The following is a 20,164-nucleotide window of genomic DNA, read 5'->3' on the forward strand; positions in this document are numbered from 1 at the left end:
CGGGATTCCCGCCGAGTTGATCGATGATCATACGTTTACGGATCGGAAATGTGAACGCTCACATTCGGTAGTCGCCGGGGCGGCGGGAGTCGGCCGAATTGTCGTAGTAGCCGGCCTTGTCGTCCTGACCATGAAAGGCTGGACGCGCTGCCGCGCGTGCCGCCGCCCCGCGCGGACACGCGGAAAGGGAGCGTCATGACCGGAGAGCCACGTCTCGACTTCGCGCTCGACACGTACGAGTGCATCGTGCTGTATCCGGGCACGGCGGGACGTTCGCTGCCCGCCGAGACCATCCAGCGGTTGCAGGCCGAGCACGCCGAGCACATGCAGGCGCTGCAGCGGCGGGGGATCATTCTGGTGGCCGGTGCGGTGGACGGCAACGACGCCCGGGAGCCGGACCCGCCGTTGGGATTCGGTCTGGCCCGCACCGGATCGGTCGACGATGTGCGCAGCGTGATGGAGGCCGACCCGGCGGTGCAGGCCGGGCTCTACCGGGTGGACGTGATGACCTTCCTCTGCCCGGCCGGCTCGCTGGAGTTTCCGCTGGTCAAGACGGAGGGCTGACCCGAACAGCGGGCAGGCTCGGCGGTAACCGGGTGATCACGATCGGTCGTGGGCGTGGAGCGGTTCGGTGCACCCTGGCATGGGAGGCGTACCATTCCGGCGCGCGGTCGCTGTTGCCCGCCATTGACGTCCGGTGTGGTTCCGCCCGCCGGCTGCGCGCGTACACCGTGCGCCATTGGACAATTGTTCCGCTTTGCGCAAGGGGTCGGCCGATGGTCCGACCCGGAGGAGAGACTAGCCTGATGGGCGTGACACGCCGCGCGAAGATCGTCTGCACTCTTGGCCCCGCCACCTCGTCGCCCGAGCGCATCCGTGGGCTCGTCGAGGCCGGAATGAACGTGGCGAGGCTCAACTTCAGCCATGGCAGCCACGCCGACCACGAGGCGGTCTACCGTCTGGTCCGCGAGGCGTCCGAGGCGACCGGCAAACCGGTGGCGGTCCTGGCCGACCTGCAGGGGCCGAAGATCCGGCTGGGCCGGTTCGCCGACGGCCCGCACGAGTGGCGCACCGGCGACTCCGTGGTGATCACCGGAGACGACGTGGTGGGCAGCAAGGAGCGGGTCTCCTGCACCTACCGGAAGCTGCCGCAGGAGGTAAAGCCCGGTGACCGGCTGCTGATCGACGACGGTCGGGTGGCCGTCGAGGTCACCGACGTCACCGGAAACGACATCCGGGTCCTGGTCACCGAGGGTGGGCCGGTCAGCAACAACAAGGGCGTGTCGCTGCCCAACGTGGCGGTCAGCGTGCCCGCCCTGTCCGACAAGGACGCCGACGACCTGCGCTTCGCGCTCGGCCTCGGGGTCGACCTGGTCGCGCTCTCCTTCGTCCGCTCCGCCGACGACATCAAGCTCTGCCACTCGATCATGAGTGAGGTCGGCGTACACCGGCCGGTGCTGGCCAAGGTCGAGAAGCCGGAGGCGGTCGACCACCTTGAGGCGATCGTGCTGGCCTTCGACGGCGTGATGGTCGCCCGCGGTGACCTCGGCGTGGAACTCCCGCTGGACGAGGTGCCGCTGGTGCAGAAGCGCGCCGTGCAGCTGTGCCGGGAGAACGCCAAGCCGGTCATCGTGGCCACCCAGATGCTCGACTCCATGATCGAGAACTCGCGGCCGACCCGCGCCGAGGCGTCGGACGTCGCCAACGCGGTACTCGACGGCGCCGACGCGGTGATGCTCTCCGGCGAGACCAGCGTGGGCAAGTACCCCGTGCTGACCGTCAGCACCATGGCCAAGATCGTGAGCACCACCGAGTCCGGGTCGATCGCGGTTCCCCGCCTCCAGCACGACCCGCGTACCCACGGTGGCGCCCTCACCGTCGCCGCCTCCTCGATCGCCCGGGCCATCGGCGCCAAGGCCCTGGTCGCCTTCTCGCAGACCGGCGACACCGTACGCCGACTCAGCCGGCTGCACTGCGACCTGCCGCTGCTGGCCTTCACCCCGGTGCCCGAGGTGCGTTCCCAGCTCGCCCTCTGCTGGGGTGTGGAGACGTTCCTGATGCCGTTCGTGCAGCACACCGACGACATGTTCCGCCAGGTCGACCAGGCGCTGCTCGGGCTCAACCGGGGCAACCCCGGCGACTACGTGGTGATCGTCGCGGGCAGCCCGCCCGGCACCCCCGGCTCGACCAACACCCTGCGGGTACACCAGCTCGGATCGCTGGTCGACGCCGCGTCGGCGCGAGCCCTGCAGTGAGCGACGGCCCGGCGCTGGTCGGCCAGGCCGCCGTCGACCAACTGCTGGAGGTCCTCGACCTGGCGCCGACCGGCACCATGTCGTTCCGGGGGATGAGCCCCCCGGTCGGCCCCCAGCGGGTGTACGGCGGCCAGGTCGCCGGCCAGGCCCTGGTCGCCGCCGGCCGTACCGTCGACCCCGAGCGGGTGGTCCACTCGCTGCACGGCTACTTCGTGCGGCCCGGGGACCCCGCCGAGCCGATCGAGTACGAGGTGGAGAACATCCGCGACGGCCGTTCCTTCTCGGTACGCCGCTCGGTGGCGCTGCAACACGGCAAGCCGATCTTCTTCATGTCGGCCTCGTTCCAGCGTTCCGAGGAAGGGCTGGACCACCAGGCTCCCGTCCCGCCGGACGTACCCGGGCCCGAGCAGGTGCCCACCATGTCCGACCGGCTGGCCCGCTACCCGGAACGGCTGGGCATCTGGGGGCAGATCCCCCGGCCCATCGACGTACGCTACGTCGGCGAGCCCGGCTGGGTGCGCCCCGGCGACCGGCCCGCCGACCCGCAGCAGCGGGTGTGGATGCGCATCGACGGCAAGCTTCCCGACGACCCGCTGCTGCACGCCTGCGCGCTGACCTACGCCTCCGACCTCACCCTGCTCGACTCGGTGCTCTCGGTGCACGGCGAGGTGTGGGGCCCCGGTGGTGTGGTCGGCGCCAGCCTCGACCACGCCCTGTGGTTCCACCGGTCGTTCCGCGCCGACGAGTGGTTCCTCTACGACTGCTGGAGCCCGTCGGCCTCCGGTGCCCGGGGCCTGGCCACCGGCCGGCTGTTCACGGTCGACGGGTGGCACATCGCCAGCGCCGTACAGGAGGGTCTGCTGCGTCGCGTCGGCGCGTGACCTGGCTCTCCTCCCACGCCTGACACCTGCCCCGACATGGCCTCGACCCGCGCGCCGACCAGCGGCGGTACCACCCGGGTCCGCCGATCGGTGTAGGGGTGATCGTCCGGGCGGAGCGGCGGGCCGACTAACCTGTCCGGCATGCGCCTCTCCGCCCGGGTGGACTACGCCCTTCGAGCCGTTACCGAGCTGGCCTCGGTGACCGGGGCCGGTCGTGGTCGTCCGGTGACCGCCGACCAGATCGCCCGAGCCCAGGAGATCCCACCCAAGTTCCTGGAGAGCATCCTGCTGCAACTGCGCCGGGGCGGCATCATGCAGGCCCAGCGGGGCCCGGAGGGTGGCTACTGGCTGGCCCGCCCCGCCGAGGAGATCTCCCTGGCCGACGTGATCCGGGTGATCGACGGGCCGCTGGCCCACATCCGGGGGCAGCGGCCCGAGCAGCTCGGCTACCAGGGTGCCGCCCGCGCGTTGCAGGACGTCTGGATCGCCCTGCGCGCCAGCGAACGCCAGATCCTCGAACTCGTCACCGTCGCCGACGTGGCACAGGGCACCCTGCCCGAACAGGTCACCAAGCTGGTCTCCGACCCCCGCGCCTGGACCTGACCCCGCTCGCCCGGCCCACCGCCGTCGGGGCGACGGTCGCCGACCGCCCCAATACGCCCACTGCCCGCCCGCCCGCCCCGCCACCCGCCCGCCCCGCCACCCGCCCGACCCGTACCCCGCCCGACCCGTACCCCGCCGGGACTGGCCGGACACCGGGCGCCGCCGCAGCGGCCACCCCTGCGGGTGACACCCCTCGATCCCCCCTTTGCTCTGCTTCACTCCACGCACCGTTTCGGGACGAAATCGGTGCGTGGAGTGAAGCAGAGCAAAGGGCGCAGGGGGAGGTGGGTCGGTGGTGTCGTCTCACTGACCGATCAGGGGCTTGACCGGAGGCCCTCCCGTGCCGCATTGTCGACCAAGTTGATAGGAGTTGCCGAAAAGTCAGGAGGCGGCCGTGCGCAAGCTGCTGGTCATCGCACTGGTCGGGCTCGCCGCTCAGTTGGTCGACGGGTCGCTCGGCATGGCGTACGGGCTGACCTCCTCGACGCTGCTGCTCCTGGCCGGGGTCGCGCCGGCCGCCGCGTCCGCCTCGGTGCACCTGGCCGAGATCGGCACCACGCTGGCCGCCGGCGCCGCGCACTGGCGGTTCGGCAACGTCGACTGGCGGGTGGTGAACCGCATCGCCATCCCCGGGGCGGTCGGTGCGTTCGCCGGTGCCACCTTCCTCAGCGCCCTCTCCACCGAGGCAGCCGCACCGTGGATGGCCGCGATCCTGTTCACGCTGGGCGCGTACCTGCTCGTGCGGTTCTCCCGGCCGCTGCGCCGCAACCCGGCAGCCGGCCGGCTGCGCGGGCGTTTCCTCGGCCCGCTCGGCCTGGTCGCCGGCTTCGTCGACGCCACCGGCGGTGGGGGATGGGGTCCGGTCGCCACGCCGGCCCTGCTGGTCAGCGGGCGGATGGAGCCCCGCAAGGTGATCGGCTCGGTGGACACCTCCGAGTTCCTCGTCGCGGTCTCGGCCAGCCTCGGCTTCCTCATCGGGTTGGGCACCGAGGGATTCCTGCTGCCGATCGTGCTCGCCCTGCTCGTCGGCGGCCTGATCGCCGCGCCGATCGCCGCCTGGCTGGTGCGTATCGTCCCGGCCCAGCTGCTCGGCGCGGCCGTCGGTGGCGTGATCGTGCTGACCAACGCCCGCATCCTGATGCGCAGCGCCGACCTGGGCGGTTCCCTGCCGGTGCTGGTCTACCTGCTGCTGGCGGCGGGCTGGGTCGCCGCCCTGGTGCTCGCGGTGCGGCTGGTGCTGCGCACCCGGCGCCAGCGCACCCTCGCCGAGGCGACCGGCACGGACCAGGCCGCCGCCGACGCGCGTCCGGCCGACGAGGTCGCCGCCCTCTCCGGCGCCGACCGCTGACGACCCACACCTGCCACCGCGCCCCCGGCCGGCGGTCCGGCGACGGCGCAGCGCGACCGACGTCCGCCACCGTCAAGCTCGACCTGGGCCGGCGCTGACGTCAGCCGACCGGGGCCGCCGACGGCGTCGTCCCGGCCTCGGCAGCCGCCTGTGAGATCAGCTCCCACGCCTCGTCGACGTGGGCCTCGGTGGTCTGCGGTGCGCCGACGGCGAGGCGCAACGTGTGGCGGCCGGCCACCCGGGTGTGCGTCAGGTACACCCGGCCGGTGCCGTTTACCGTCGCCAGCAGCCGTTCGTTCGGCCCGTCGGCCCCGCGCAGCCGGAAGCAGACCAGGGCGTACGGGTGCCCGGTGACCAGTTCGAAACGGTCGTCGGCACGTACCCGGTCGGCGAACCGGGCGGCCATGGCCACCCCGCTACGGACGTGCTCACGCAGCCCTTCGACGCCGTACCAGCGCAGCACGAACCACAGTTTCAGGGCACGGAAGCGTCGGCCCAGCGGCACCTGCCAGTCCCGGTAGTCGATCACCGCGCCGGACTCGGTGGCCGCGTTGCGCAGGTACTCCGGCAGCACGGACAGCGCCTCGACCAGTTCACCGGCGTCGGCCACCCAGAACGCGTCGCAGTCGAAGCCGGTGAGCAGCCACTTGTGCGGGTCGAAACAGTAGGAGTCGGCGTACTCCAGGCCCGCGTGGCCGAAGCGCAGCTCCGGGCAGATCGCCGCCGCTCCCGCGTACGCGGCGTCGACGTGCAGGAAGATCCCGTACTCGGCGCAGATTGGCCCGATCTGCGGCAGCGGGTCGATCGCCGTGGTGGAAGTGGTGCCCACGGTCGCCACCACCAGGGCCGGTACCACTCCGGCGGCCCGGTCCGCCTCGATCGCCGTCCGCAGCGCCGCCGCTGACATGGCCCGGGTAGCCGGGTCCACGTCGATCAGTCGTACCCCGTCGGCGCCCAGCCCGGCGATCCGGGCTGCCTTCTCGATCGACGAGTGCGCCTCGGTCGACGCGTACACCCGGTAACGGCGGTCGACGCCCGCCTCGCGCCACCGCCCGCCCCCGGCCCGGTGCAGCGCGACCAGGGTGGCCACCAGCGTGGCCGAGGAGGCCGAGTCCTGGATGACGCCGCCGCCGGGGCCGGCGGAGCGGAACCGGGCCGGCAGGTCCAACGCCTCCGCCAGCCAGTCGAGCAGCACCGTCTCCATCTCGGTGCAGGCCGGTCCGGTGGACCAGAGCATGCCCTGCACGCCGAGACCCGCGCTGACCAGGTCGCCCAGCACACTGGGGCCGCTGGTGTTGGCGGGGAAGTACCCGAAGAAGCCCGGATGCTGCCAGTGGGTCAGCCCGGGGGTGACCAGCTTGTCCAGATCGGCGAGGACGGCCTGGACCGGCTCGCCGTGTGCCGGTGGACCGGCCGGCAACCCGGCGGCCACCGTGCCGGGCGGGTCCTGCGAGGTCACCGGGCGTTGGGGGAGCGTGGCCCAGTAGTCGGCGATCCAGTCGACGACCGCGTACCCGGCCTGGCGGAACTCCTCGGGGGTCATGTGCGCTGCCACCCGGGAAGTCGACCAAGAAGCAGGCGCGGTGGCAACCGTGCCGGACCGATTGTGGGCAGCAAGCGCTTGCCCTAGCATCGCAGCTGCACGGGGCCACGCTTGCCGACGTCGATGCGTCGGGATCTCTGCCGCCAGCGCGGCACCCCGCCGGCACCGGGCAGGCCGGCGACGCCACCGCCGCGCGCCCGACCTCCACCGGAGGACACCCCATGCCCCGCACCGCCCGTCGGCTCATCGTGCTCGCCACCGCCACCCTCACCACCCTCGCCGCTGGCGTCCTGACCAACCTGACCGCCTCGGCCGCCGCCACCGGCTGCCGCGTCGACTACCGCGTCACCAACCAGTGGACCGGCGGCTTCGGCGCCGACGTCACCGTCACCAACCTCGGCGACCCGCTCAACGGCTGGACGCTGACCTGGGCCTGGCCCGCCGGCCAGCAGGTCACCCAGGCGTGGAACGCCACCGTCAGCCAGTCCGGCGCCCAGGTCAGCGCCCGCAACGTCGACTACAACGGCGCGCTCGGCAGCAACGCCAGCACCGCGTTCGGGTTCAACGCCTCCTGGACCGGCAGCAACCCGGCCCCGACCAGCTTCGCCCTCAACGGCACCACCTGCACCGGCGCCCCGACCCCGACCACCGCACCGCCGACCACGCCACCGCCGACCACGCCACCCCCGACCACTCCGCCGGCCGGTTCGATGCAGGCGGAGAACCTGGACCGAGGGCTGGTCAGCGTCCGCGCCGGATCGGCCAACCTGGTTTCCTGGCGGCTGCTCGGCACCGAGACCTCCGGCGTGGCGTTCAACCTGTACCGGGGCGGCACCCGGGTGAACGCCAGTCCGATCACCGGGGCGACCAACTACCTCGACGGCGGTGCCCCGGCCGGTGCCGCGTACACCGTGCGGGCCGTGGTGGGCGGCGTCGAGCAGACCCCCTCCGCTGCGGCGGTGCAGTTCCCGGCCGGCCACCTCGACGTACCGTTGCAGATCCCGCCGGGCGGCACCACGCCCAGCGGCGAGGCGTACAGCTACTCCGCCAACGACGCCAGCGTCGGCGACCTCGACGGCGACGGCCGGTACGAGTTCGTGCTCAAATGGGAGCCGTCCAACGCCAAGGACAACTCCCAGTCCGGCTACACCGGCAACGTCTACGTCGACGCGTACACCCTCACCGGCACCCGGCTGTGGCGCATCGACCTGGGCCGCAACATCCGGGCCGGCGCCCACTACACCCAGTTCCAGGTGTACGACTACGACGGCGACGGCCGCGCCGAGGTGGCCATGAAGACCGCCGACGGGACCCGCTCCGGCACCGGCCAGGTGATCGGCAACGCCGGCGCCGACCACCGCAACTCCAGCGGCTACGTCCTCGCCGGCCCGGAGTACCTGACCATGTTCGACGGCCGCACCGGTGCCGCCCTCTCCACCGTCGACTACGACCCGCCGCGCGGCACCGTCTCCTCCTGGGGCGACTCGTACGGCAACCGGGTCGACCGGTTCCTCGCCGCCACCGCCTACCTCGACGGACAACGCCCCTCGCTGATCATGGCTCGCGGCTACTACACCCGCGCGGTCGTCGCCGCCTGGGACTTCCGCACCGGCAGCCTGACCAAGCGCTGGACCTTCGACTCCAACACCAGCGGCAACGGCGCCGCCGCCGGCCAGGGCAACCACAACCTGTCGGTGGCCGATGTCGACGGTGACGGCCGACAGGAGATCGTCTACGGTGCCGCCACCATCGACGACAACGGCCGACTACTGCACTCCACCACCACCGGCCACGGCGACGCCATGCACGTCGGCGACCTCGACCCGACCCGCCCCGGCCTGGAGGTCTTCAAAGTCAACGAGGACGGCAGCAAGCCCAGCTCGTACCTCGCCGACGCCCGCACCGGCCAACTCGTCTGGTCCACCCCGGCCAGCGGGGACAACGGCCGGGGCGTCTCCGGCGACATCTGGGCCGGCAGCCCCGGCGCCGAAGCCTGGTCGTCGGCGGTCAGCGGCCTGGCCAACACCCGGGGCCAGAACGTCGGCCGCAAACCCTCCTCGACCAACTTCCTGATCTGGTGGGACGGCGACCCGGTGCGGGAACTGCTCGACGCCACCCGCATCGACAAGTACGGCCCGAACGGCGACACCCGACTGCTCACCGGCGCCGACGTGGCCGCGAACAACGGCACCAAAGCCACCCCCGCACTGTCGGCCGACATCCTCGGCGACTGGCGCGAAGAGGTGGTCTGGCGGACCAGCGACAGCCGGGCCCTGCGGATCTACAGCACGCCCCACCCGACCAGCACCCGCATCCACACGCTGATGCACGACCCGCAGTACCGGGTGGCGGTCGCCTGGCAGAACACCGCCTACAACCAGCCTCCACACCCGAGCTTCTTCCTCGGCGACGGCATGACCGTGCCGCCGGCCCCGCGCATCCACCTGCGTTGACCGGGGAATGAACAGGCGGTAGGAAGATAAGGAACAGGCACCGGGCCGCAATCGCGGAATCCGCACAACTGCGGCCCGGTGCCCCACACCGCGGCACCCCCGACCCGTCCCGACCGGGGAGTGCCGTACCACCACCGGATACAAAGTTAGGCGGCCTCCGCGTCGCCAGGGTGACGCTGTCGTGAAGATCGTGTTTCGCGGTCCAGAAACGCTGTGACCTGGGACACCACCACGCCAGCGCGGCCCCCGCTCAACGCCGAAGTCCTCCGGCGACCTCCTCGGCGACCAGCTCGAACGAACGCACCCGGTCGGCGATGTCGTACACCATCGTGGTGAGCATCAACTCGTCCGCCCCGGTCCGCGCCAGCAACTCACCCAACTGCCGGCGAACCGTCTGCGGCGAACCCGTCGCCTGACCCTCACGCCGCTGCGCCACGAACTCCCGCTCAAGATCGCTGTACGGGTATGCCGCCGCCTCCTCCGGCGAGGCCAGCGGCTCCGGCCGCCCGGAGCGCAACCGCAGGAAGGACAACCCGGCCGGGCCCGCCAACCACTCGGCCCGCTCGTCGGTGTCCGCGCACACCACGTTCACCGCCACCATCGCGTACGGCCGCTCCAACCACCGCGACGGGCGGAAACTCTGCCGATACAGCGCCAACGCCGGCACCGTGTGCTGCCCGCTGAAATGATGCGCGAACGAGAACGGCAGACCCAACGCGCCGGCCAACTGCGCACTGAAGCCGCTGGAACCCAGCAACCACACCGCCGGCCGCTGGCCGCGCCCCGGGCTGGCCATGATCCGACCCGACCCGTCCTCGTCGAAAAAGTCCATCAGCGCGGCCAACTCCTGCGGAAAACCCTCCGCAGACAGCCCCTCCATGCTCCGGCGCAACGCCAACGCGGTCACCTGGTCGGTACCCGGCGCCCGACCGATCCCCAGGTCGATGCGACCCGGATGCAACGCCTCCAGGGTGCCGAACTGCTCGGCCACCACCAGCGGCGCGTGGTTGGGCAACATCACCCCACCCGAGCCCAACCGGATCCGGCTGGTGTGCGCGGCCAGGTGCGCGATGAGCACCGCCGGCGCCGACGACGCGATCGCCGGCATGTTGTGGTGCTCAGCCACCCAGAACCGGTGATAGCCCAACTCGTCGGTACGCCGAGCCAACTCGGTGGTGTGCCGCAACGCCTCACCAACGGAGGCGCCGGCCGCGACGGGAGCGAGGTCGAGAACAGAAAGCGGTACGTCGATCACAGCGCCTGCCAACCCGTGAGCTGCCGGTTTTGTTCCCCGCACCCGCGCTGACGTGATCAGCCCAACCCGCGCGCCTGCTCGAAGATCAGGCTGGTCTGGGTGTGCTGCACCGCCGGATCCACCGCCAGGTGATCCAACACGAAGTCGCGCAGCGCCTCGGCCGAGGCGGCCCGCACATGCAGCACGTAATCCTCCGCACCGGCCACGTGGAACACCGACACCACCCCCGGCAGCCGCACCGAACGGGCCCGGAACGCGTCCACCGCCGCCCGGGCGTGCTCGGTCAGCCGTACCGACACCAGCGCCTGCAACGGCAGACCCACCGCCGCCGGATCCACCTCCGCGTGGAACCCGCGGATCGCCCCGCTCTCCCGCAACGCCCGAGTACGCGCCAGACAGGTCGACGGGGCCACCCCCACCCGCTCGGCCAGCGCGTTGTTCGGCAGCCGCCCATCGGCGGACAACGCGGCCAGGATCGCGCGGTCGGTGTCGTCGAGGGCCGAGAACGGCCGTACATCGTTCGATACGAGGGGCATGACGACATCCTCTACCGAACAAGTGCACAGGCGAAAGCTGATTTAGCGAATGCTATTCGAAACTATTGCCTCGGATGCTCGATTCATTCGATCCTGTCCGGCATGACGACCGTGGACACCCGAGCCGTGCACGCCGGCCGTGAAGACCTCACCGCCCTCGGCGTCCACGTGCCGCCCATCGACCTGTCGACCACCAACCCCCTGCCCTCGATCGACGACGGCGGCGACGCGTACCAGACACTCGCCACCGGCGGCCCCCTGCCCACCGGCGCCAGCGCCGTCTACCAGCGGCTCTGGAACCCCACCGTGGCCCGCTTCGAAACCGCCCTCGCCGAACTCGAAGGCACCGCCGAAGCCGTCGCCTACGCCAGCGGCATGGCCGCCCTCACCGCCGCCCTGCTCGCCGCCACCCGCGACGGCAAACGCCACCTGGTCGCCGTCCGCCCCCTCTACGGCGGCACCGACCACGTGCTGGCCACCGGCCTGCTCGGCACCGAGGTCAGCTGGGCCCACCCCGACCAGGTCGCCGCCGCGATCCGCCCCGACACCGCCCTGGTGATCGCCGAAACCCCGGCCAACCCCACCCTCGACCTGATCGACATCGCCGCCCTGGCCGACGCCGCCGGACCCGTACCACTGCTGATCGACAACACCGTCGCCACCCCGATCCTCCAACAGCCCACCCGGCACGGCGCCCGCCTCGTGCTGCACAGCGCCACCAAGAGCATCGGCGGCCACGGCGACGTCCTCGCCGGGGCGATCGCCTGCGACGCCGAATGGGCCGCCCGACTCCGCCAGGTCCGCGCCCTCACCGGCGCGATCCTGCACCCGCTCGGCGGATACCTGCTGCACCGCGGCCTGCAAACCCTGCCCCTGCGGGTCCGCGCCCAGCAGGCCGGCGCGGAAAAACTCGCCGCCTGGCTCAGCGACCAACCAGCGGTCACCCGGGTGCACCACCCCGGCCTCGACGACCCGGCCGGGCTCGTCGGACGGCAGATGTCCGGCCCCGGCAGCCTGCTCGCCTTCGAGGTACGCGGCGGCGCCCCGGCCGCGGCGGCGGTCGCCAGCGCCTGCCGACTGATCACCCACGCGGTCTCGCTCGGCGGCGTCGACACCCTCATCCAACACCCGGCCTCGCTGACCCACCGCCCGGTCGAGGCGGACGCGAAACCCGACGTCGCCCTGCTGCGGCTCTCCGTCGGCCTGGAGGACCCGGAGGACCTGCGTGACGACCTGGCCCGGGCGCTCGCGGCGAGCTGACCACCCGGCCCCCATCCACCCCGCCGGCGGGTCACCACTCCGGCCCACCGGCGGCAGCGAAACCGGTGCCGGCCGGCACCCGAGACTCGCGCCCGCCGGTACCCGAGAGCGGGCTGCCTGTTCGGTCATGACTTCGGCCCGACGTGGCGGTCCAGTGCGGCGACCGCCTCCCGGCGGGCCACCGAAAGGCTGTTGCGACGGTTCATCCGCCACCCGATGCCGAGCAGGTCCAGCGCCCACTGGCACAGGCCCATGATGTCGGCGGACTCGTTGACGAACATGTAACGGGGATAGACGTACTCCCTGCCCCGGACGGTGACCCGATTCGAGACGCGGCAGCCGTCGGAGTGGAAGAGCCCACGTACGAAATGGCCTGGCTGTGCCGTCACGATCTCCTGTTGCCATCCAGCAAGGATGATCGGGCGCTGGTGTTTCTTGCCCGGACCGTGTTGCGGGATCAGGCACGGCCAGTGCTTGCCGGTGCTCTGCACTGCCACACAGCCCTGCTTCTGGATTCGCTGGACCCGATTCGCAAGCACGGCTCTCATCGCGGCATCGCATGACTCGATGAGGTTCAGCCAGGTGTCGGTGCAGTAGATGCGTAACACCGGCACCCGGTCGGTCGTGACGAGATGGCCGTCGCCGAGGTACAGACCGAGCAGGTAGGCATAGGCGGTGGGGTCGGAGGGGCCGACCTGATCCGGCCGACAGCGGAAGCAGCGGGCGGCGCTGTTGGCCTGGACAGGATCAGGCCGGTCGACACACCAGTGCCACACGGTGGTGTACGGCAGAGCCAGGGTGCGGGCCACCGAACGGATGTTGTTGCCCTGGGCGCGCAGAGCGCGGACCCGCGCCCGCATCTCGGGAGAATGCACATCGGGCATCCTCGAACGCCTGTATGACAAAAGTGCCGGGAGCGGGATTCGAACCCGCAAGCCCTTTCGGGCAGAAGTGTTTGAGACTTCCGTGTATGCCGTTCCACCATCCCGGCGGGTGCCGCTTACTGTACCCGACTACGCTCGTGCGGGAGCATGGGTGGTAACCGTGCCGGAAACGATGGTGGGAGTGGCTCGTGGCCGAGACGCAGACGGATGCCGCGCGCAGGCGGGTACTGATCGCCGAGGACGAGGCGCTGATCCGGCTGGACCTGGCCGAGATGCTGGCCGAGGAGGGCTACGAGGTCGTCGGGGAGGCGGGCGACGGCGAGACCGCCGTCCGGCTGGCCGAGGAACTCAAACCCGATCTGGTGATCCTCGACATCAAGATGCCGATCATGGACGGGTTGGCCGCCGCCGAGCGGATCGCCGGTGCCCGGATCGCCCCGGTGATCATCCTGACCGCCTTCAGCCAGCGTGACCTGGTGGAGCGGGCGCGGGCGGCCGGTGCGATGGCGTACCTGGTCAAGCCGTTCCAGAAGAGCGACCTGGTGCCGGCGGTGGAGATCGCGCTGTCCCGCTACTCGGAGATCGCCGCGCTGGAGTCCGAGGTCGCTGGGCTGACCGACCGGCTGGAGGTCCGCAAGACCGTCGAGCGGGCCAAGGGCGCGCTGATGACCACGTACAACATGACCGAGCCGCAGGCGTTCAAGTGGATCCAGCGGACGGCGATGGACCACCGGATGACCATGAAGGAGGTCTCCGAGCGGATCCTCGCCGAGACCGCCGGTGGTGAAGTGGCGCAGCCGGCCTCCTGAGCCGGCTTTTCCGGGGCGCGGGAAACGCGTCGGCGTCGATAGCATCGAATCCGTGGTGATCCGGCGCTGGGGCGCGATCGTTGCGGGTGTGGCGGTGGCGCTGGCCAGTTGCTCGCAACCGGATCCGCCGCCGGTTCCGGGGCCGGTGCACCCGGCCTGGCAGGCGATGGTGTTGCCGGCGCCGCCCGAGATGTCCAACCGGGTGCTGGTGCGCGACGCGGTCGCCTGTGGCGGACGCTGGTACGCCGTCGGCGGCATCGCCGGTCCGGCGGGGGAGAACGCCCCGGCGGCCTGGACCACTTCGGACGGTCTGGTTTGGTCTGCGGTGCCGATGGTGCCGTCGAGTATGTACGGTGCCCGGCACCTGCTCTACGCGGTGGCCTGCCGGGACGGGCGGATGGTGGCGCTGGGCGCGGCGAGTGGGGGTGCGCACGGCAATCCGCGTACCGCCACGTGGGCGCAGCATTCGGACGGTGGGCTGCGGGAGGCGCCGGCCGGGTTCGAGTTGTTCGGCGGGCCGCGAGCGGTGAGTGTGTCGCGGGTGGCGGCCGGACCGCTCGGTTGGCTGCTGGTGGGGGCCCGGTTGAGCGGGGCGGCGGTGTGGACCTCGCGTGACGGTGAGCGCTTCACGGTGCACGAGGCGTTGCCGGAGTTGGCCAGTGACGACCGGGGTCGGACGGTGGCGTACGACGCGGTGGCGGTGCCGGCGGGTTGGCTGGCGGTGGGTGCGGTGCTGGTGCCGGGTGCCGTGCCGGTGGCGTGGAGTTCGTCGGATGCGCGGGTGTGGCGGCGGGTGGAGTTGCCGGGGGCGGACGGTCGTGGTCAGGCGCAGCGGGTGGTGGCCACGGGCGATGCGGTGCTGGCGGTCGGTCCGGTGCGGGACGGTTTCGGGGTGTGGCGGTGGGCGGATTCCGGTTGGCGGTGGGCGGGCGCCTTCGGCTCGGGGAGTCGGGGGGCCCTGTCGGTGCGTGCTCTGGTGGCTGCCGGCGGCCGGGTGGTTACGGTAAGTATCGACGGTGATGGTTATCGCCTGTGGTGCTCGGCGGATGGTGGGGGTTCGTGGCGTCCGGTGGCCCTGCCGGTGGAGGTGCCGGCGGGGGAGACTGCGCTGGTGGTGGCGTTGCGGGACGACCGGCTTATGGTGTTCGCGGACGCCGGGGGTGGGTCTCGTGCCTGGTGGGCGCACCTTTCGGCGGGCTGCTGAAAGAAATCCGCCCAGAGGCGGGTTGCCGCCGATAAAACAAAGGCGAACCAGCCTCACGACTGACGGTTCGACGGTGGCCTCTTACAGCGATCGCACCCTATCCGCCACGGCGTGTAACGGTTCGGTCAACGGCCCCTCCCGGGACTTACGTCACGGCTCCACGGTGGGATAACGTCCGGCCCCAGACCGGCGACGACGGTCTGGTTCGTCCGCCCCCGCAATGGCCAATTGGCAGCGGGTGGTTCGGGCCATGGGACGGAGGAGGGTTCGGGCCGTGAGGCAGAAGTTCGCACGTTTGGTCGGCGGGGTGGCGATCGCCGCTCTCGCCATGGGTGGCGTGACCGCCTGCAAGTCTGACAGTGGAACCGACGAGGCCGCCGGTGACTCCTGCGGCGCCAAGATCGCTTTCTTCGGTGCGCTCACGGGTCCGGCCGCGGCGCTCGGCGTGAACATGAACGGTGGCGTCAAGCTCGCCATCGACAAGTACAACAAGGAGAACGCCGACTGCCAGGTGACCCTGGTGCCGCTGGACTCCCAGGGCAACCCGGAGCAGGCGCCGGCCCTGGCCCAGCAGGCGCTCGACGACGCCAAGATCCTTGGCATCGTCGGCCCCGCGTTCTCGGGTGAGTCCGAGGCCGCCAACCCGTTCTTCTCCGAGGCCGGTCTGGTGCACATCAGCCCGTCCGCGACCCGGCCGAGCCTGGCCGACCAGGGCTGGAAGACCTTCTTCCGGGCGGTCGGCAACGACTACAGCCAGGGCCCGGCGGCCGGTCGTTACATCAAGGACGTGCTGAAGGCCGAGAAGGTCTACGTCGTCGACGACCAGTCCGCGTACGGCGCCGGCCTGGCCGACGAGGTCAAGAAGGTCCTCGGTGCGTCGGTCGTGGGCAGCGAGAAGGTCCAGGGCGAGGGCAAGCAGAGCGACTTCTCGGCCACCGTCACCAAGGTCAAGTCCTCCGGCGCGACCGCGATCTTCTACGGCGGGTACTACCAGGAGGCCGGTCTGATCCGCAAGCAGCTCACCGCTGCCGGCGTCACCGCCACCCTGGTCGCCGGTGACGGCGTGAACGACGCCTCCTACATCACCGGCGCTGGCGCGGCGGCGGCCGAGGGCACCATCCTCACCTGCCCCTGCCAGCCGGCCACCGAGGCGCGCGGCAGCTTCGTCGAGGACTTCAAGGCGCTCAACGGCGGCGAGCCGGGCACCTACAGCGACGTCGCCTTCGACGCGGCGAACATCCTGCTCGCCGGCATCAAGGCCGGGAACACCAGCCGCGACAAGATGCTGGAGTTCGTGAAGGGCTACTCCGGCGAGGGCGTCGCGGCGAGCTACAAGTTCACCGAGACCGGCGAACTGGACCCGACGCAGGTCAAGGTCTGGGCGTACAAGGTCGTGGGTGGCCAGGTCGTGCCGGACCAGGAGATTCCGAAGTCCTAACCGTTCCGCTGTGATTGTGGGGTGCGGCCGGGGAGCACCTTCCCGGCCGCACCCCCCACTGTCTTCCCTTCCTGTACGGAGTGCCCTTCCTTGGACTTCAACGCCCTGTTCTCCGATTTCGGGGGATATACGATAACCGGGCTGACGGTGGGCGCCATCTACGCCCTCGTCGCGCTGGGTTACACGCTGGTCTACGGCGTGCTGAGACTCATCAACTTCGCCCACTCCGAGGTCTTCATCGCCGGTGCCTTCGCCGCGATCTGGGGCTGGGCCGCGTTCGGCCTGGACCGCGACTCGGTGGTCAGCGGATTCGGCTCGATCATGCTCTACCTGCTGGTCGGCGCACTGATCGCCGCGGTGGCCTCGGCCGGCACCGCGACGGTGATCGAGCGGGTGGCGTACCGGCCGTTGCGTAAGCGCAACGCCCCGCCGCTGGCCTTCCTGATCACCGCGATCGGCGCGTCGATCGCGATCGCCGAGGCGTTCGGCATCTACACCCGCCGGCTCCCGGTCGGTGCCCCCACCGTGGTCAAGAACGACGTGCTGTTCGAGGTCTTCGGCGCGGAAGTCACCGTGGTGCAGTTGCTGGTCATCGGTTCGGCACTGGCGATGATGGTCGCGCTGGACCTGTTCATCAACCGCAGCCGGATCGGTCGGGGTATCCGGGCGGTCGCCCAGGACCAGAACACGGCCGCGTTGATGGGCATCAACAAGGACCGGATCATCCTGGTCGTCTTCATCATCGGTGGCGCGATGGCCGGCGTCGCCGGCATGCTCTACGACATTCGGATCGGCACGCTGACCTACAGCGTGGGCTTCCTGCTCGGGCTGAAGGCGTTCACCGCGGCGGTGCTCGGCGGCATCGGCAACCTGCGCGGCGCGCTGCTCGGTGGGCTGCTGCTCGGCCTGGTCGAGAACTACGCCTCCGCGCTGTTCGGTGCGAACTGGAAGGACCTCGTCGCCTTCGTGGTCCTGGTCGTGCTGCTGATGTTCCGGCCGACCGGTCTGCTTGGTGAGTCGTTGGGGAGGGCCCGCGCATGAACAGCGTGAGGGAATGGATCTATACCGGCCGCCACGCGGTGGCCGAGCGGTGGCACAACGCGCCGCGCTGGACCCGGTGGGCCGTCATCGGTGCGGTGATCGTGTTCTTCTACGCGCTGCCGAACCGGGAGTTCTACCAGTGGCTCGGCCCGATCCCGACCACCGGGTCGAACTTCGGGCAGGTGCTCTTCACCATCTCCATCTACGTGCTGCTGGCGGTCGGGCTCAACATCGTGGTCGGCTTCGCCGGCCTGCTCGACCTGGGCTATTTCGGCTTCTTCGCGGTCGGTGCGTACACGGTGGCGGTGTTCACCTCGCCGAGCAGTGACCTCAAGACGCTCTGGCCGTGGCTGCTGGCCCTGCCGCTGGCGATCGCGTTGACCATGGTCTCCGGGGTGTTCCTGGGTACGCCGACGCTGCGACTGCGCGGTGACTACCTGGCGATCGTGACGCTCGGCTTCGCCGAGATGATCCGGGTCGCGGCGACCAGCTCCGAGTTCCTCAAGGGGCAGCGCGGCTTCAACCAGATCCCGCACCCCCCGGGCAGCTACTCCGACGGCAAGCCGATCTTCGGGGTGCTCGACCCTCGGCCGTACTACTGGCTGGTCCTCACGGTGATCATCCTGGTGGTCATCGGGGTGCGGAACCTCAACCGCAGCCGGGTCGGCCGGGCCTGGATCTCGATCCGCGAGGACGAGGACGCGGCGCAGCTGATGGGTGTGCCGACGTTCAAGTTCAAGCTCTGGGCGTTCGCCTCGGGCGCGGCGATCGGCGGTCTGGCCGGGGCGTTGTTCGCCGGCAAGCAGAACTTCGTCAGCTCGCAGAACCTCGAACTGCTCAACTCGATCATCATCCTGGCCGCGGTCATCCTCGGCGGTTCGGGCAACATCGTCGGCGCGATCGTCGGCGGTGGCCTGGTGGCGTACCTGATCGAGCGGTTCCGTGGCATCGAGTTCTTCGGCGTCGAGCTGTACGAGTACCGTTTCATGTTCTTCGGCCTGATCCTGGTGGTCATGATGATCTTCCGACCGCAGGGCCTGATACCGAACCGACGACGAGCGGCGGAGTTCAAGGACCGTCGCAAGGAGGTGATCGTCGGTGGGTGAGACCGTGCAGAAGCCGACCGTTCCGGAGCAGGCCGGTGCGCCGGCGGTGGAGTCGACCTCCGCCGGTCGGGAGCCGCTGCTGGAGGTCGACCACGTGACGCTGCGCTTCGGCGGCGTGGTGGCCCTCAACGACGTGGACTTCACCCTCTACAAGGGGGAGATCCTGGGGCTGATCGGCCCCAACGGCGCCGGCAAGACCACCTGCTTCAACGCGATGACCGGCATCTACCAGCCCTCCGAGGGGGAGATCCGGTTCCGCGGCCAGCGGATCACCGGCAAGAAGAAGCACCACATCACCAAGTTGGGTATGGCGCGGACGTTCCAGAACATCCGCCTGTTCCCGGAGATGACGGCGCTGGAGAACATCCAGGTGGGCGCGGACGCGCACCACAAGACCAGCGTCATCTCCGCCCTGTTCCGGCTGCCCCGGCACCGCCGCGAGGAGCGCGACGGGCTGGAGAAGGCCGAGCGGCTGCTCGACTTCGTCGGCATCCCGCATCGGATGCACGACGCCGCCCGCAACCTCTCCTACGGTGAACAGCGCCGGCTGGAGATCGCCCGGGCCCTGGCCACCGACCCGGTCCTGCTCTGCCTGGACGAGCCGGCCGCCGGCTTCAACCCGGCCGAGAAGGAGGAGCTGCTCCAGCTCATCCGCAAGATCCGGGACCAGGGCATCACCGTGCTGCTCATCGAGCACGATATGCGCCTGGTCATGGGAGTGACCGACCGGATCGTGGTGCTGGAGTTCGGAAAGAAGATCGCTGATGGACTCCCCGCCGAGGTGCGCGAGGACCACCGGGTGATCGCGGCCTACCTGGGGGTGCCGGATGACGACGTTGCTTGAGATCGAAGACGTCAGTCTGCTCTACGGGCGGATCAAGGCGCTGCACGGGATCAGCCTGACCGTGGACGAGGGCGAGATCGTGGCCCTGATCGGCGCCAACGGCGCCGGCAAGTCCACCACGATGCGGGCCATCTCGGGCATCCGGCCGGTCGCCTCGGGCCGGATCCGGTTCGACGGTGAGGACATCACCAAGCTCCGGGCCGACCTGCGGGTGCGGCGTGGGCTCTGCCAGGCACCCGAGGGTCGGGGCATCTTCCCCGGCATGACGGTGATGGAGAACCTGGACATGGGTGCCTACACCCGGCGGGACCGTCCCGAGGTGGCCAAGGACCTGGCCAAGGTGCTGGAGCTGTTCCCCCGGCTGGCCGAGCGGCGTAAGCAGGTCGGTGGCACGCTCTCCGGCGGCGAGCAGCAGATGCTGGCCGTGGGCCGGGCGCTGATGAGCCGGCCCAAGCTGCTGCTGCTCGACGAGCCGTCGATGGGTCTGGCGCCGATGCTGATCCAGCAGATCTTCAGCATCATCACGGAGATCAACCAGCAGGGCACCACGATCCTGTTGGTGGAGCAGAACGCACAGCAGGCCCTTGCCCGGGCGCACCGCGCGTACGTGCTGGAGACCGGCCGGATCGTCAAGGAAGGCACCGGCGCCGAGCTGCTGCACGACCCGTCGGTCAAAGAGGCCTACCTCGGCGTGGCCTGAACGG

Annotated in this window: 18 protein-coding genes and 1 tRNA gene; 14 read left to right on the forward strand and 5 right to left on the reverse strand. The window is 70.6% G+C overall.

The window, feature by feature from the left end:
• The first annotated feature begins 195 nt into the window (after positions 1–195).
• The 5 genes from E0H26_RS10450 (at position 196) to E0H26_RS10470 (ending at position 5,087) form a co-directional block, all read left to right on the forward strand.
• Positions 196–564 carry a YciI family protein gene (locus tag E0H26_RS10450; protein ID WP_131303376.1) on the forward strand — a complete coding sequence of 123 codons (369 nt, stop codon included), beginning with the start codon at positions 196–198 and terminating at the stop codon, positions 562–564.
• A 242-nt stretch (positions 565–806) separates the two neighbouring features.
• Positions 807–2,255, forward strand: a complete 1,449-nt coding sequence (gene pyk, locus E0H26_RS10455) for a pyruvate kinase (RefSeq protein ID WP_131303377.1) — start codon at positions 807–809, stop codon at positions 2,253–2,255.
• Positions 2,252–3,136 carry an acyl-CoA thioesterase gene (locus tag E0H26_RS10460; protein WP_131303378.1) on the forward strand — a complete coding sequence of 295 codons (885 nt, stop codon included), beginning with the start codon at positions 2,252–2,254 and terminating at the stop codon, positions 3,134–3,136. Before pyk ends, E0H26_RS10460 begins: the two co-directional genes overlap by 4 nt.
• A gap of 141 nt (positions 3,137–3,277) precedes the next feature.
• A complete protein-coding gene (locus E0H26_RS10465) occupies positions 3,278–3,739 on the forward strand; it encodes an RrF2 family transcriptional regulator (RefSeq protein WP_131303379.1) in 462 nt (153 codons plus the stop codon).
• Positions 3,740–4,133: 394 nt separating this feature from the next.
• Positions 4,134–5,087 carry a sulfite exporter TauE/SafE family protein gene (locus tag E0H26_RS10470; RefSeq protein WP_240742097.1) on the forward strand — a complete coding sequence of 318 codons (954 nt, stop codon included), beginning with the start codon at positions 4,134–4,136 and terminating at the stop codon, positions 5,085–5,087.
• A gap of 100 nt (positions 5,088–5,187) precedes the next feature.
• On the opposite strand, the gene E0H26_RS10475 is transcribed toward E0H26_RS10470, so the two are convergent.
• Positions 5,188–6,642 carry a pyridoxal-dependent decarboxylase gene (locus E0H26_RS10475; RefSeq protein ID WP_240742098.1) on the reverse strand — a complete coding sequence of 485 codons (1,455 nt, stop codon included), beginning with the start codon at positions 6,640–6,642 and terminating at the stop codon, positions 5,188–5,190.
• 209 nt (positions 6,643–6,851) lie between these two features.
• Between E0H26_RS10475 and E0H26_RS10480 the strand changes: the two genes are divergently transcribed.
• Positions 6,852–9,083, forward strand: coding sequence for a rhamnogalacturonan lyase family protein (locus E0H26_RS10480; RefSeq protein WP_131303380.1), 2,232 nt, complete (start codon positions 6,852–6,854; stop codon positions 9,081–9,083).
• 250 nt (positions 9,084–9,333) lie between these two features.
• Here E0H26_RS10480 and E0H26_RS10485 read toward each other — a convergent pair whose 3' ends face one another.
• Positions 9,334–10,338, reverse strand: a complete 1,005-nt coding sequence (locus E0H26_RS10485) for an LLM class flavin-dependent oxidoreductase (protein WP_240742099.1) — start codon at positions 10,336–10,338, stop codon at positions 9,334–9,336.
• A 56-nt stretch (positions 10,339–10,394) separates the two neighbouring features.
• Positions 10,395–10,874 carry an Lrp/AsnC family transcriptional regulator gene (locus tag E0H26_RS10490; protein ID WP_131303382.1) on the reverse strand — a complete coding sequence of 160 codons (480 nt, stop codon included), beginning with the start codon at positions 10,872–10,874 and terminating at the stop codon, positions 10,395–10,397.
• 102 nt (positions 10,875–10,976) lie between these two features.
• Between E0H26_RS10490 and E0H26_RS10495 the strand changes: the two genes are divergently transcribed.
• A complete protein-coding gene (locus E0H26_RS10495) occupies positions 10,977–12,134 on the forward strand; it encodes a trans-sulfuration enzyme family protein (protein WP_131303383.1) in 1,158 nt (385 codons plus the stop codon).
• Positions 12,135–12,259: 125 nt separating this feature from the next.
• Here E0H26_RS10495 and E0H26_RS10500 read toward each other — a convergent pair whose 3' ends face one another.
• Both E0H26_RS10500 and E0H26_RS10505 read right to left on the reverse strand, forming a co-directional pair.
• Positions 12,260–13,018: a transcriptional regulator gene (locus tag E0H26_RS10500; protein ID WP_240742100.1), complete on the reverse strand. Its 759-nt coding sequence runs from the start codon at positions 13,016–13,018 to the stop codon at positions 12,260–12,262.
• A 24-nt stretch (positions 13,019–13,042) separates the two neighbouring features.
• Positions 13,043–13,125, reverse strand: a tRNA-Leu gene (locus tag E0H26_RS10505).
• A gap of 81 nt (positions 13,126–13,206) precedes the next feature.
• Here E0H26_RS10505 and E0H26_RS10510 point away from each other — a divergent pair.
• The 7 genes from E0H26_RS10510 (at position 13,207) to E0H26_RS10540 (ending at position 20,160) form a co-directional block, all read left to right on the forward strand.
• Entirely contained in the window at positions 13,207–13,827 is a 621-nt protein-coding gene (locus E0H26_RS10510) for an ANTAR domain-containing response regulator (RefSeq protein ID WP_131303384.1), read from the forward strand.
• A gap of 52 nt (positions 13,828–13,879) precedes the next feature.
• A complete protein-coding gene (locus E0H26_RS10515; RefSeq protein WP_131303385.1) occupies positions 13,880–15,031 on the forward strand; it encodes a hypothetical protein in 1,152 nt (383 codons plus the stop codon).
• A 274-nt stretch (positions 15,032–15,305) separates the two neighbouring features.
• Positions 15,306–16,469: a branched-chain amino acid ABC transporter substrate-binding protein gene (locus tag E0H26_RS10520; protein WP_131303386.1), complete on the forward strand. Its 1,164-nt coding sequence runs from the start codon at positions 15,306–15,308 to the stop codon at positions 16,467–16,469.
• A gap of 90 nt (positions 16,470–16,559) precedes the next feature.
• Positions 16,560–17,510: a branched-chain amino acid ABC transporter permease gene (locus E0H26_RS10525; RefSeq protein ID WP_131303387.1), complete on the forward strand. Its 951-nt coding sequence runs from the start codon at positions 16,560–16,562 to the stop codon at positions 17,508–17,510.
• Positions 17,507–18,616 (forward strand): branched-chain amino acid ABC transporter permease, encoded by a 1,110-nt coding sequence (locus tag E0H26_RS10530; protein ID WP_131303388.1) that lies wholly within the window; start codon positions 17,507–17,509, stop codon positions 18,614–18,616. The genes E0H26_RS10525 and E0H26_RS10530 overlap by 4 nt, the downstream gene beginning before the upstream one ends.
• 4 nt (positions 18,617–18,620) lie before the next feature.
• Positions 18,621–19,460, forward strand: coding sequence for an ABC transporter ATP-binding protein (locus E0H26_RS10535; RefSeq protein WP_420812818.1), 840 nt, complete (start codon positions 18,621–18,623; stop codon positions 19,458–19,460).
• On the forward strand, positions 19,444–20,160 hold the full coding sequence (locus E0H26_RS10540; RefSeq protein WP_131303390.1) for an ABC transporter ATP-binding protein: 717 nt from the start codon (positions 19,444–19,446) through the stop codon (positions 20,158–20,160). The genes E0H26_RS10535 and E0H26_RS10540 overlap by 17 nt, the downstream gene beginning before the upstream one ends.
• The last annotated feature ends 4 nt before the right edge of the window (positions 20,161–20,164 follow it).

Origin of the sequence: Micromonospora zingiberis, assembly GCF_004331455.1 — a bacterium.
In the GTDB taxonomy this organism is placed as follows: Bacteria; Actinomycetota; Actinomycetes; order Mycobacteriales; family Micromonosporaceae; genus Micromonospora; species Micromonospora zingiberis.